The organism is Streptomyces sp. NPDC048671 (genome assembly GCF_055587045.1).
Genome location: NZ_JBVJHB010000004.1, coordinates 242,834 through 254,961, shown reverse-complemented (window position 1 = coordinate 254,961; position 12,128 = coordinate 242,834). Strand labels below are relative to the sequence as shown.

Genomic DNA, 12,128 nt, shown 5'->3' with positions numbered 1-12,128 from the left:
TCCACAAAGAAAGGTGACAGACAGTCATGGCAGAGGGCGATGCTCTTTCCACCCACGTCTTCGGCGTGCAGCTCGGCGGCTACCTGGTCGAGTCGATTCAGGAGATCAGCGGGCTGACCGTCGAGGAGGAGGTCGTCGAGATCCGCCAGGTCAGCGCGGAGGGCAAGCAGATCATCCGCAAGCAGCCCGGCGCCCGGCAGGCCGGTGAGGTCACGATCACCCGGGGACTCGACAAGAGCAGCGAGTTCACCACGTGGATCAAGGAGACCCTGAACAAGGGTGCCGTGGACACCGCGCGGCAGAACCTCACCATCGAGATCAAGGACTCCGAGGGCAGTACGGTCCGGCGCATCCAGCTGATGCAGGGCTGGGCCTCGAAGTGGGAGGGCCCGTCCCTCAAGGCGGGCGAGTCCGCCGCGGCCACCGAGACCGTCACGATCGTCTTCGAGGAGATCGTCGTCGAATGAGGCGTCGTACGGTGTCCGCGGGCAGCCTGGAGGAGATCCTCCAGGCGACGGAGCCCGCCCCGGCCCCGGACGGGGCGGCGGCCACCCCTGCCGCCGCCCCGGCGGCCGGCGAGGAGCACAGGCTGCGCACCGAGTTCGAGTTCGAGCTCCCGCGCGGATACGTGGACGAGGCGGGCACGGTGCACCGCCACGGCTCGATGCGGCTGGCGACCGCCCGCGACGAGCTGCGGCCCCAGATCGACCTGCGGGTCAAGGAGAACCCGGCGTACCTGAGCGTGGTGCTGCTGAGCCAGGTGATCACCCGGCTCGGCGCGATCACCGATGTGCACGCCGGGGTGGTGGAGCGGATGTACGCCACCGATGTGGCCTTCCTCCAGGACTTCTACCGGCGCGTCAACAGCGAGGGCCACACACGGGCGGCGGTGACCTGCCCGCACTGCGAGGGCGGCTTCGAGGTCGACCTCTCGGGTGGGCGCCTGGGGGAATCGTGACGTACGCCCTTCCCCGGCTCCGGGAGGAGATCGCGTACATCGCCTACCACTTCCACTGGCAGCGCGAGGAGATCCTCGATCTGACGCACGGCGAACGCCAGCAGTGGGTATCCGAGATCGCCCGTATCAACACCCATGTGAACGAAGGCGGTTGAACGCATGGCATGGCGGGACAGGCTGCGCCGCCGGGCTGCCGGGCCGGACACCGCGGACCGCCCCCGGCGTACGGAGCACGCCGGGACGGGCGGTCCGTACGGCGACGGCCCGGACCGGAGCACGTCCGGCGCCCCGGGTTCCTCCGTGCCCGGTGACTGGGACGGAGGCTGGCGCAGCACCGCACCGCCGGAGCTCACGGTGGCCCGCGCCCCGATCGGCGTCAGCGACGGCCTCGCCTTCCGCGCGGGCCTCGCGGCCTGGCAGAACCCGTCGTTCGACGCCGGCCTCGGCCACGCCCTGCTGCCCACCGCCCCGACCGGCCTGGTACGCGGTGTCACTGCGCCCGCCGCACCGCAGCCCACCCGTACCGGCGGGGGCCCGCTGCTGCTCCGGGCCCTGCGCCCGGAGGGGGCGAACGGCCCGGAAGACGGCACATCGACTACTGGCGCTGCGACTGCTGGTGCTCCGAACGCCGGTGCCCCGAACGCCGGGAGCGCGGACGCTGCGGCGCGGCTGCCGGCCGCCCGGACACCGCAGGTCTCGCGCCGGACGCGTCCGGGAGCGCGGCAGGCCGGGCCGACGCCGTCCGCCGTACAGCCGTCCGCCGTACAGCCGTCCGCTGTGCAGCCGTCCGCCGTACAGCGCTCCGCCGCACAACCCTCCTCCGTACAACCTTCCGCCGCTCAGCGCTCCCGTGGCGACGGGGGCGGCAGGGAAACGGTGGGCACGGGCCCCGGTCCGGAGCCGGCGGTGGCCCGCCCCGGCGACAACAGCACTGTGGGAAAGAGCCGTTCGGGCGACATCTCCCGGACCCGTGGCATCACGTCCGCGGAGTCCCCCGCCACGCTCGTCCCGTCACGTCCCCCTGTCCAACGGGCAGTGGAGCCGGGCACGGGTCCGGTCGTGACCCCCACGGACACCGGAGCCGGCCGCGAGCCTGCCGCTCCGCACATTCCGCTGGTACGCCGGGTGTCGGTGATTCCGGGCGCAGCCGCCGACGGCGCCGTGGCCCGGTCCGCCTCCGGCGGCCGTGTCTCGCGGGCACCGTCCGCCGCGTCCGAGCCGGACTCCGGGCGTGCGTCCCGTCCGTCGGCCGGTTCCGGGGGCCGTACGCAGTCCGGCCCGGCCGTCCAGCGCACGGCTACGGGAACGACGGGGTCGCGGTCCGCCCGGGGAGACGGGCAGCGGGAGACATCCCGCGCTCCCGCGGCCGAGGTGTCCCGCGAGGCCGTGCGGCTCCGCCCGGTGGGCCCTTTGCCGATCGTCGCCCGGCGAACGGCCGGACCCGTGCGCCGGCTTCCCGCCCTGCGGCCCATCACCGTCCCGTCGCCCGGCAACGGCCCCAGCCCCGAAGTGCCGGGCCCCGACACCACCACCACGACGGCCCCGGCCGGGTCAGGGACGCGCCCGGCCGCGCCCGCACAGCGCGCCGTCAGCCCCGCGCCCGCACAGCGCACTGCCGCCCGCGCGCCCCTCGGTGCACCGCTGAGTGAACTGCCTCCCACGTCCTCGCCGTTGGCGGCGGATGCCACGGCCGTGCCCCCCGTGCCCAGTACCGGATCCGCGCCCGGTCCGGCGCTTCCCGTCGTCCAGCGCCGCTCTGAGGGCACAGCCGGTACTCCGGCCCCGTACACCGGCGGCTCGAAGGGCACGGCCCCCGTCGCGCCGGACGCCACCGCCAACCGGGCCGACGCCCCGGACCGGACGCCCGGCCGTCGCTCCACGGCACGCGCGCGCGGCGGCCTGGGCGCGCCGTTGTCCGAGCTGCCGCCCAGCGCCGGCCCGGCGGGTTCCACCGTGTCCGGTGCGCGTGCTCCCCGTACAGCGCCCGGCCCCGACGTCCAGCGTGCTCCCGCACGTCAGGACCGGAGTTCCGGCCCGGCTCCGGCGCTGCCCACGACGGGCCGGGACCGGGCGCGCACCGAGGACGCGCCCCGTGCCTCACCGCTTGCCGCACCCCTCGCGCAGGCAGGGGGCGGAGCGAGCGCGCCGCTGCTGAGTGCGAGTGACGTACAGCCCCGCCTCACCCCCAGCAACGGAGCGAGCGACATCCAACGCCGCCTCGACCGCTCCTCCACCGGCGGCACCGCGTTGCCCGGTCCCACAGACCACGCAGACGGGCCCGCCGGGCCCCTGGTGACGCCGTCCCGGTCCGCCGCGCCCCGCCACCCGGCAGGGGAAGGCACACGGGAAGGCCCCACTGGCACCACAAGCCCCACCGGCACCACAGGCATCGGACGATCAGCAGGAAACACAAGCACTACAGGTTCAACAGGCACCGCAGGCGCCCGGACCACCAGCGCGGGCGGCCCGCACCCCCTCGCCGTGACCCGCGTCGGAACGCACTCCGCTCCGACGGCACCCCGCACCCGCACCCTCTCGCTGCTCGCCGCCCGCCCGCTCCGCCTGAACACCCGCGCCCCGGAAGGCGTGGCAGCGCCCGGCGCCTCCCGCACCGGCGGCCGCCCCGTCGTGGCCGCGCGCTGGCCCGGCACAGCGGCGCCGCACCGGAGCGGTCCCGCACAGCGGTCGTCGGGAGCGTCCTCGGCGGCCCCGGCGGCGCCGCAGGTCCAGCGGGCCGCCGTCGGACACCCCGGCCCCGGACCGGTGGGGCTCGGCGTCGGAGGCGCCGGCACTCAGGGCTCCGTACAGCGCGTCCCGGTTGTCCGGCCTGCGCCGCCCCTCCGGGAAATGACCGGGGAGGCCTCACCGGGAGCGGCCGTACCGGTGCGGCCCCTCCCGGTGACCGCCCCGCAGGCGCAGGCACTCGCGGGCCGCCCCCCGGTCACACCGGCTCCGGCACTTGCGACACGAACCGTCCCCGTGGTCCGGCCACGGACCGTTCCGCCGGGCCCCGCACCGGCGGCCGGCGGGACCGGCCGGGCAGCGCCCCCGGTCCAGCGAGATGTCACCGGTGTCAGTACCGGTGCCGGTGAAGGTGCCGGTGACGTCTCCGTACCCAAGGGCGCACCGGCCAGGGCGGAGCCGGAGCAGGGGTCGGCCGCGACGCCGGCCGCCCCCGGCAGGGGCGCGGCCGGGCACGCCGGGATTCCGCAGGGCTCCGGGGCCGAACTGGACGAGCTGGCGCGCCGCCTGCTCGACCCCATGGCCCGCCTGCTGCGCACCGAACTGCGGCGCGGCCGGGACCGCACGGGCCGCCCCTACGACGGACGCCGCTGAGAGCAGGGAACGGATGACGGACCAATGACAGACAGCATCTTCGCGACCAGCGTGTTCTTCCGGCTCGCGATCGCCGGGAACGACCTCGGCGCCTTCCACACCTGCTCCGGCATGGGCGCCGAGGTGGAGATGGAGAGCTATGCCGAGGGCGGCAACAACGGCTTCACCTGGCAACTGCCCGGACGCGTGACCTGGTCGAACATCACGCTCACCAGGCCGGTCACCGCCGACACGGCGAAGATCGGCCGCTGGCTCGACGAGACGCTGCGCCGGGTGGAGCCCAAGGACGGCGAGATCGTGGCGCTGAAACCGGACCTGACCAGGATCATCAGCTGGCAGGTGTTCGGGATCGTCCCGGTCCGCTGGCAGGGGCCGTCCTTCGACCCCGCACGATCCGAGGCCGCCGTGGAGACCCTGGAGATCGCCCATCAAGGGTTGCGTCCTTCCTGACACGCCCTCTTGAACCCCTGGCAAGCCGGGCGGTAGCCACCTGACCGGCGACACGCCCCTGTATCCACCGTCCACGCTCACGTCCCCCCCCGCCCGCACAACCGCACCGGAAAGGAACCCCAGGCATGTCCCCAGCGGTGCGCTCCAGCCGGGCCAGAGCCCAGCTGACCCTGAAGGAGCCCCCGGCCTCGGTCGGCGCGAAACCCGGCGGGACGGTCGCGCAGCTCGACCTCCAGTTCAACCCCTCCACTCTGGAGCTGCGCAAGACCACCGAGTGGCGGCGCTCCCCGTCCCGGATGGCCGGGCAGTCGGCGCTGCCCGAGTTCGTCGGCAGCGGTCCGCGCACGCTGAGCCTCGAAGTGTTCCTGGACGCCACCGCCACCCACGACAACTCCGTGGAGCAGGCGGTGGAGAAGCTGATGAAGGCGTGCGTACCGACCCCGGCCAGCCTGGGCCGCAAGAAGCCGGCCAGCCCATGGGTCCGGTTCGAGTGGGGCACCGCGCGGACGACCGCGTTCGACGGGGTGCTGTCCAGCCTGTCGGTGAGCTACACGCTGTTCGACGTGGACGGCAAGCCCCTGCGGGCCACCTGCTCGCTGTCCATCGAGGAGGCGAGCGTCGACCCGGCGGGCCAGAACCCGACGTCCGGCGCGCGCACCGCCCGCAGTACCCACACCGTCGTGGCGGGCGACAGTCTCGCCATGCTGGCCTGGCGGGAGTACGGAGACCCGACGGCCTGGCGGGTCATCGCGGAGGCGAACGGAATCGACGACCCGATGGCGCTCGCGCCCGGCACCGAACTGGTGGTGCCGGCGCTGCGGGACACGGGCAGTGAGGAGGAGCGGTGAGCACAACCGAGGCACAGGGCAGCCGGTCGTTCACGGCGGACCCCGTCGTGGAGACGCCCGCCGAGCTCCCACAGGTCTGGGCGGCCCAGCTGGTGAGCTGCGTGGTGGACGAGAACGTGGGCCTGCCCGACGCGGCGGTTCTCACCTTCCGCGACCCCGATCACGAGTTCCTGCAAGCCACCGGCATCACCATCGGCACCCCGCTGCGGGTCTCGGTGGTGACCGCTTCCGGACAGGCGCGCGAGCGGCTGTTCAACGGTGAGGTGACGGCTCTGGAGCTGGACCGGGACGGCACGGGCTCCTTCACGGTGGTGCGCGCGTACTCCAAGGCACACCGGCTCCAGCGGGGCCGGAAGGTGGTGGCGTACCGGAACATGACGGCGGCGGCGATCGTCCGCAAGGTGGCCGCCGGAGCCGGGCTGGCCTGCGGGACAGTGCAGGCCGCACCGGTCACCTATCAGCAGCTCTCGCAGGCGAACGTGTCCGACTGGGACTTCCTGCAGTACCTGGCGGGCGAGAGCGGCGCACAGGTGCGCGTCGACGACAAGGGGCTGCTCCAGTTCACCCGGCCGCAGAAGGCGTCCGGCGCGCCCGCGCCGTCGACCTCGGCGACACGGAACCCGATGGTGCTGGAGTACGGCCGCAACCTTCTCGCGCTGCGGGCCTCGCTGTCGGCCGCGGACAGCGCGGCGTCGGTGGAGGTGCGCGGCTGGGACGTCACCACGAAGAGGCCGCTGGTGGCCCGGAACCCGTCGGTGATCAGTGAGACGGCCGTGCCGGGTCTGAGCCCGGCGGTGAGTGCCGGGTTCGGCCAGGCCAAGGTGACCGTCACGGACACCCCGTACCGCACCCAGGCCGAGACGACGGCGGTCGCGGACGCGACGGCCGCCCAGGTCAGCGCGGGCTTCGGGGAACTGGAGGCGGTGGCCGAGGGCAACCCCCGGCTGCGGGCGGGCAAGCCCGTGGCGCTCGGCAACGTCGGGCAGGCGTTCTCGGGCCGGTACACGGCCACGGCTGTGCAGCATGTTCTGGAGCCGCACAACGGGTACCGGACGACGGTCTGGGTCGGCGCCGGCCCGGACCGCTCCCTGACGGGCCTGGTGACCGGTGGGCCGGACCGCGGCCCCCGTATGCCGGGTCTGGCGATCGGCGTGGTGACGGACGTACGCGAGCCGGACGGGGCCGAGCGCGGTGCCGTGCGGCTGAAGTTTCCCTGGCTGGACGAGAGTTACGTCACCGACTGGGTGCGCACCGTGCAGTGGGGCGGCGTCGGCGGGGGAGGGGTGGTGAGCGCGGAGGTCAACGACGAGGTGCTGGTCGGGTTCGAACAGGGCCTGCTGGACAGCCCGTACGTGATCGGAGGGCTCTACAACGGCGTCGACCAGCCCTCGCCCCATGACGTCCCGCTGATCGACAGGACCAGCGGAAAGGTCAACCGCCGCTCGGTGGTGTCGCGTTCGGGGCACCGGGTGGAGCTTCTGGACGCGAGGGCGCCGGGCCCGTCCGGACTGCGGCTCCTGACCGGTGACGAGCGTCTCGAAGTACGCCTCGACGACCGCCGGAACCGGATCGAACTGACGGTGTACGCGGGGCGTGGCCGCCCCCTCACCTCCGTCGTGCTCGACAAGGACGGCATCACGCTGGACGCGAAGCTGGGCAACGTGAGTGTTCGGGGCAGACAGGTGGACATCGACGCAACGGACGAGGTGCGGATCGGCGGCCGTTCGGTGAAGGTCACCGGCGGTTCGGACGTCACCGTCGACGGCGGTCTGCTGGGCGTCCTCAAGGCCCGGCTCATCCGGATCAACTGAGAGACGGCCCGTGCCCGCCCCCTGCCCACCCGGCCCGCGTCCACGCCGCCCGCGTCCAACCCGCCCCACCGACCGAGTCCGCGACCGGCCCCCGGGCCCAGGACCTTCCGCGAGGAGTGCCGTATGCCAGCCGCAGCCCGTACCGGCGACCCCACCAGCCACGGCGGTGTGATCGCCGCCCCGCCGCCCGGCGCCGCCGCCGCGGTGATGCGCGTGCTGATCGGCGGCCGGCCCGCCGCCGTCGTGGGCAGCCTCCACACCTGCCCGATGCCGCCGCACGCACTGCTGGGACCTGCCAACGTGATCCTGCCCGACCCGGCCGCGCTCGCCACGGGCATCGTGCTGATCGGAGGGCTGCCGGCCGCACGCGCGGGCGACCGCACGGCGTGCTCCGGGAACATCCTGACCGGAGCCCAGAACGTCCGGATCGGGGGCATGTGATGAGCGAGCGGTTCATCGGGCGCGGCTGGGCCTTCCCGCTGCGCGTCGGGCCGACCGGCGGGATCGCCATGGTCGAACGCGCGCAGGAGATCGAGGAGGCGATCCGCCTCGTGCTCGGCACCGCGCCCGGCGAGCGCCCCATGCGCCCCGAGTTCGGCTGCGGCATCCACGACTACGTCTTCGCCCCCGGCAACGGCGCCACCGCCGGACGCATCGCGCAGCAGACGCGCGAGGCCCTTGAGCGGTGGGAGCCGCGCATCGCGGTGGACGACGTGGTGGTCGCCTTCGACGCCGTCGAGGACGGCACCCTCTACATCGACGTGCACTACACCGTGCGTTCCACCAACGACCGGCGCAACCTGGTCTTTCCCTTCTACACGATCCCCTCCGAAGAGGAGACCGAGGAATTGGTCGCGGACTGATGGCTCTGGACTTCCCCAACCTGGACGACCGGCGGTTCCAGCAACTCGTCGACGAGGCGAAGCGGTACGTGCAGCAGCGCGCCCCGGAGTGGACCGACCACAACGTCTCCGACCCGGGCGTCACCCTGATCGAGACGTTCGCCTACCTCGTGGACCAGCTGCTGTACCGGCTGAACCGCGTCCCGGACAAGAACTACACCGCCTTCCTCGACCTGTTGGGCATCTGCCTGTTCCCGCCGGCCGCCGCCGGGGCCGAGGTCGATTTCTGGCTGTCGGCCCCGCAGCCCGAAACGGTGGCGCTCCCCGCGGGCACCGAGGTGACCACCGTGCGCGGCGAGACCGAGGAGGCCGTGGTGTTCACGACCACGGACGAACTCCGCATCATCCCGAGCGAGTTGACCCGTCTCGTGACCGCGCCCCGGACCGGTGAGCAGAGCGACCGGACCAGGACCCTCGCCGAGGGCCTCGACGTGCCCTGCTTCCAGGCGACACCGGAGCCCGGCGACGCGCTGCTGTTCGGTCTGCCGACGCCGGTGCCGCGCTGCGTGGTCGCGGTGCGCGTGGACAGCCGGGTGGAGGGCATCGGTGTGGACCCGCGCCAGCCCCCGCTGGTGTGGGAGGCGTGGGACGGCGGCGGCTGGCGGGAGTGCGAGACCGGCACGGACACCACCGGTGGGCTGAACCGTCCCGGCGAGGTCATCGTGTACGTACCGGCCGGGCACACCGCGTCGGTGATCGGCGGGACCCGCGCCGGCTGGCTGCGCTGCCGCGTCACCGAGCCGGAGCCGGGCCAGCCGTTCTACTCGGAGTCCCCGACGGTGCGCGAGGCGGCGGTGTTCACCGTGGGCGGCACCATGTACGTCGAGCACGCCGAGACGGTGACCGACGTACCCCTCGGCACCTCTGAAGGGGTCGCGGGACAGACGTTCCGGCTCGGCCGCCCGCCGGTCCTTCTCGACGGCGAACCCCCGGTGGTGGAGGTGTCCTCGGCCGAGGGGTGGCGCCGCTGGGAGGTGGTCGAGCACTTCGGCCGCTCCGGACCCGCCGACCGGCACGTCCGTGTGGACGCCACCAGCGGCGAGTTCACCTTCCCCCCGGTGCTGCGCGAGCCGGACGGCACGCTGCGCCAGTGCGGCGCCGTTCCGGCCAAGGGCGCGCAGATACGGGTGGCCCGCTACCGCACCGGCGGAGGCCCGGCGGGCAATGTCGCACGCGCGGTGATCTCCGTGCTGCGCAGTTCCGTGCCGTACGTGGCGCGGGTCACCAACCGGGAGGCGGCGCGCGGCGGGGTCGCCGGTGAGACCGTCGCCAACGCCAAGCTCCGGGCGCCGGATGCGTTGCGGATGCAGGAGCGCGCGGTGACCGCCGAGGACTACGAGATCATCAGCCGCCGGGCGGCGCCCTCGGTGCGCCGGGTCCGCTGTCTGCCCGCGGGGGACGGTGCGGGCGCGGTGCGGGTCCTGGTGGTGCCGGACGCGGTGGCCGACGAGGGCGACCGGCTCCGCTTCGAGCAGCTGATCCCCTCGGACCAGGTGCTCCAGGCGATCACCGCGAGCCTCGACGAGCGACGGCTGATCGGCACCCGCCTCGTGGTGGAGCCGCCGGTCTACCAGGGCGTCACCGTCGTGGCCCGGCTCGCGGCGGCGCCGGGCGACACCGACCGGGTGCGCGACGCCGCACTCGCCGCGCTGTTCCGGCTCCTCAACCCGCTGCACGGCGGTCCGGACGGCACGGGGTGGCCGTTCGGGCGGCCGGTGCAGTACGGCGAGGTGTTCGGCGTGCTGCAACGCGCCACCGGCAACGCGCTCGTGGAGGAGATCCGGCTGTTCGCCGCCGACCCGACGACGGGCCGCCGGGGCGCGCCGTCGGACCGCATCGACGTGGCCGCGGGCGCGCTGGTCTTCTCGTACCAGCACCAGGTGGTCGTCACCGCGATCGAACCGGAGGTACGGGGATGAGCCGCGCCGCCGTACCCGGCCTGCCCAGCAGGTACCCGATCGGGGGCCAACTGCCCGCCCTGTACGCCGACGACGACTTCGCGCAGCGGTTTACCGCCGGTCTCGACACCGTGCTCGCCCCGGTGTTCGCGACCCTCGACAACCTGCCCGCCTACTTCGACCCCCGGGTGACCCCGGCCGACTTCCTGGCCTGGCTGGCCACCTGGGTGGGCGCCGGCGACGACCCGCGGTGGCCCGTGGAACTGCGCCGGGAGGCGGTCGTCCACGCGGTGGAGCTGCACCGCTGGCGCGGCACCGGGCGTGGCCTGGTCGAGGGGTTACGGCTCGGGCTCGGCGTGCATGCCGAGGTGACGGGGGACGGCGGTGCGGTGTGGTCGCGTACCGCGGGCGCCGACCTGCCACCGCGGCCCGCCACCGGGATCCTGGTCCGGGTGTGGCCGGGCCGCGAGGCGGCGGTGGACGCGGACCGGGTCAACGAGATCGTCCGGGCCATGTGCCCGGTGCACACCGTCTGCCGGGTGGAGGTCCTGCCCGGCCCACCCGCCGATGAAGGGAGGTGACGCCGTGCGCGCGTGTCCCACGTGCGGGGCGTCCAACGGTTCAGCGGACGACTTCTGCGGCAACTGCGGCGCGTACTTGGGGTGGTCGGACACCACACCGGACCCGAGCACACCCTCGCCCGCTCCGGCCCCACCCGAACCCACCCGGCGGGACACCACCGCGGCGCCCCCCTCAGCACCCGCCGCGCCCCCCGCGCACTCGTCGCCTCCCGCCCGGTCCGGGCCCGGACGCGCCGATCCCGGGCCCGGACGCGTAGAACCCGGGCCGGCGGAGCGGCCACCGCGGATCCCGGCCTCACCCGCCCCCGAGGCGTCCGTACCGGACCCCGTGCTGCCCGTGCTCCCAGCGAAGCCGGTGGCCCCGCGCCCCGTCGTGCGGTCCGCGGCGGTGCGGGAAGAGGCGGCGGGGGTGCCCTGCCCGGCCTGCGACACGCCCAATCTGCCGGACCGGCGGTTCTGCCGGCGCTGCGCGGCTGCGCTGAACCCCACCGCGAAGCCCGCCCCGCTGCCGTGGTGGCGGACCGTGTGGCCGTTCCGCCGCCGCCGGGCGCGGGCGAGTTCGGGCCGGGTGGTACGGGGCCTGGTGATCCTGGCCGTGCTGCTGGCCCTGTGCGCGGGAGGCTTCCTGCTGCTGCCGGCCGGCCGCGCCCTGATCGAGGACACCCGGGACAAGATGGGCGAGCCCAAGGCTGTGACCCCGGTCGCCATCGCCGCCAGCGCCGAGATCCCCCGGCACCCGGCGAAGAACACCACGGACGGGCTGAACAACCGCTACTGGGGCGCACCCGGGCCGGAGGCCTCGGTGACGTACACCTTCAGCAAGCCGTTCCGGCTGGTCGACCTGCTCATCACCAACGGGGCGTCGAAGTCTCCGGAGGGCTACGCCCGTGAGGCACGCGCACTCCGGATCGACGTGGAGGTGACGACGGAGGACGGCGAGAAGCACACGAAGCAGGTCACCCTCAGCGACAAACCGGGCTCGCAGCCGGTCCCCACCGGGATCAGCGACGTGAAGACGGTACGCCTGGTCCTGAGCTCGCCCACGGGCCTGACCAAGGGCCGTCACCTGGCCCTGGCGGAGGTGGAGTTCTTCCAGCGGAGCTGATTCGGCCGCGACCTCGAAACGATCTCGTGACAGGCCGCTTGATGATCGGGATGATGGGGGGCATGTCACCTGTGACCACTCACCTGACGCCCAAGTCCGGCAAGGAACTCACCCTCGAAGACCTTCGCGAGCTCGTTCAGAAGACGAAGGACCTGAACGGAAAGAGCCTGATCGTCGCCACGGTCAACAACCGTCAGACCAAGATCGGGCAGCTCGACATAGACATCGTCGAGTGAGCG

At 73.8% G+C, this 12,128-nt stretch carries 13 protein-coding genes; all 13 read left to right on the top strand.

Going from position 1 to position 12,128, the window contains the following annotated elements:
- Window positions 1–26: 26 nt before the first annotated feature.
- The 13 genes from ACZ6S6_RS10085 (at window position 27) to ACZ6S6_RS10025 (ending at window position 12,125) form a co-directional block, all read left to right on the top strand.
- Window positions 27–467 carry a phage tail protein gene (locus tag ACZ6S6_RS10085; RefSeq protein ID WP_362955288.1) on the top strand — a complete coding sequence of 147 codons (441 nt, stop codon included), beginning with the start codon at window positions 27–29 and terminating at the stop codon, window positions 465–467.
- Window positions 464–958, top strand: a complete 495-nt coding sequence (locus ACZ6S6_RS10080) for a hypothetical protein (RefSeq protein WP_469704697.1) — start codon at window positions 464–466, stop codon at window positions 956–958. The genes ACZ6S6_RS10085 and ACZ6S6_RS10080 overlap by 4 nt, the downstream gene beginning before the upstream one ends.
- Window positions 955–1,113: a DUF6760 family protein gene (locus ACZ6S6_RS10075; RefSeq protein WP_164494501.1), complete on the top strand. Its 159-nt coding sequence runs from the start codon at window positions 955–957 to the stop codon at window positions 1,111–1,113. Before ACZ6S6_RS10080 ends, ACZ6S6_RS10075 begins: the two co-directional genes overlap by 4 nt.
- A 4-nt stretch (window positions 1,114–1,117) precedes the next feature.
- Window positions 1,118–4,294 carry a hypothetical protein gene (locus ACZ6S6_RS10070; protein ID WP_469704695.1) on the top strand — a complete coding sequence of 1,059 codons (3,177 nt, stop codon included), beginning with the start codon at window positions 1,118–1,120 and terminating at the stop codon, window positions 4,292–4,294.
- 24 nt (window positions 4,295–4,318) lie between these two features.
- The gene (locus ACZ6S6_RS10065) at window positions 4,319–4,744 is read left to right on the top strand and encodes a phage tail protein (RefSeq protein ID WP_123465434.1); all 426 of its coding nucleotides are present in this window, start codon (window positions 4,319–4,321) and stop codon (window positions 4,742–4,744) included.
- 125 nt (window positions 4,745–4,869) lie between these two features.
- Window positions 4,870–5,592 carry a CIS tube protein gene (locus tag ACZ6S6_RS10060; protein ID WP_362955297.1) on the top strand — a complete coding sequence of 241 codons (723 nt, stop codon included), beginning with the start codon at window positions 4,870–4,872 and terminating at the stop codon, window positions 5,590–5,592.
- Window positions 5,589–7,403: a VgrG-related protein gene (locus ACZ6S6_RS10055; protein WP_362955300.1), complete on the top strand. Its 1,815-nt coding sequence runs from the start codon at window positions 5,589–5,591 to the stop codon at window positions 7,401–7,403. The genes ACZ6S6_RS10060 and ACZ6S6_RS10055 overlap by 4 nt, the downstream gene beginning before the upstream one ends.
- A 123-nt stretch (window positions 7,404–7,526) precedes the next feature.
- Window positions 7,527–7,844 carry a PAAR domain-containing protein gene (locus ACZ6S6_RS10050; protein WP_362955303.1) on the top strand — a complete coding sequence of 106 codons (318 nt, stop codon included), beginning with the start codon at window positions 7,527–7,529 and terminating at the stop codon, window positions 7,842–7,844.
- The gene (locus ACZ6S6_RS10045; RefSeq protein ID WP_362955306.1) at window positions 7,844–8,266 is read left to right on the top strand and encodes a GPW/gp25 family protein; all 423 of its coding nucleotides are present in this window, start codon (window positions 7,844–7,846) and stop codon (window positions 8,264–8,266) included. Before ACZ6S6_RS10050 ends, ACZ6S6_RS10045 begins: the two co-directional genes overlap by 1 nt.
- A complete protein-coding gene (locus ACZ6S6_RS10040) occupies window positions 8,266–10,224 on the top strand; it encodes a putative baseplate assembly protein (RefSeq protein WP_469704693.1) in 1,959 nt (652 codons plus the stop codon). The genes ACZ6S6_RS10045 and ACZ6S6_RS10040 overlap by 1 nt, the downstream gene beginning before the upstream one ends.
- Entirely contained in the window at window positions 10,221–10,784 is a 564-nt protein-coding gene (locus tag ACZ6S6_RS10035; protein WP_362955312.1) for a phage tail protein, read from the top strand. Before ACZ6S6_RS10040 ends, ACZ6S6_RS10035 begins: the two co-directional genes overlap by 4 nt.
- Before the next feature lie 337 nt (window positions 10,785–11,121).
- Entirely contained in the window at window positions 11,122–11,889 is a 768-nt protein-coding gene (locus tag ACZ6S6_RS10030; RefSeq protein ID WP_469704692.1) for an NADase-type glycan-binding domain-containing protein, read from the top strand.
- A 62-nt stretch (window positions 11,890–11,951) separates the two neighbouring features.
- Window positions 11,952–12,125 (top strand): hypothetical protein, encoded by a 174-nt coding sequence (locus ACZ6S6_RS10025; protein ID WP_362955318.1) that lies wholly within the window; start codon window positions 11,952–11,954, stop codon window positions 12,123–12,125.
- Window positions 12,126–12,128: the final 3 nt, after the last annotated feature.

Coding starts and splice junctions, on each gene's coding strand:
- ACZ6S6_RS10085 (WP_362955288.1), top strand. CDS start 27: ATGGCAGAGGGCGATGCTCTTTCCACCCACGTCTTCGGCGTGCAGCTC.
- ACZ6S6_RS10080 (WP_469704697.1), top strand. CDS start 464: ATGAGGCGTCGTACGGTGTCCGCGGGCAGCCTGGAGGAGATCCTCCAG.
- ACZ6S6_RS10070 (WP_469704695.1), top strand. CDS start 1,118: ATGGCATGGCGGGACAGGCTGCGCCGCCGGGCTGCCGGGCCGGACACC.
- ACZ6S6_RS10065 (WP_123465434.1), top strand. CDS start 4,319: ATGACAGACAGCATCTTCGCGACCAGCGTGTTCTTCCGGCTCGCGATC.
- ACZ6S6_RS10060 (WP_362955297.1), top strand. CDS start 4,870: ATGTCCCCAGCGGTGCGCTCCAGCCGGGCCAGAGCCCAGCTGACCCTG.
- ACZ6S6_RS10050 (WP_362955303.1), top strand. CDS start 7,527: ATGCCAGCCGCAGCCCGTACCGGCGACCCCACCAGCCACGGCGGTGTG.
- ACZ6S6_RS10045 (WP_362955306.1), top strand. CDS start 7,844: ATGAGCGAGCGGTTCATCGGGCGCGGCTGGGCCTTCCCGCTGCGCGTC.
- ACZ6S6_RS10040 (WP_469704693.1), top strand. CDS start 8,266: ATGGCTCTGGACTTCCCCAACCTGGACGACCGGCGGTTCCAGCAACTC.
- ACZ6S6_RS10035 (WP_362955312.1), top strand. CDS start 10,221: ATGAGCCGCGCCGCCGTACCCGGCCTGCCCAGCAGGTACCCGATCGGG.
- ACZ6S6_RS10025 (WP_362955318.1), top strand. CDS start 11,952: ATGTCACCTGTGACCACTCACCTGACGCCCAAGTCCGGCAAGGAACTC.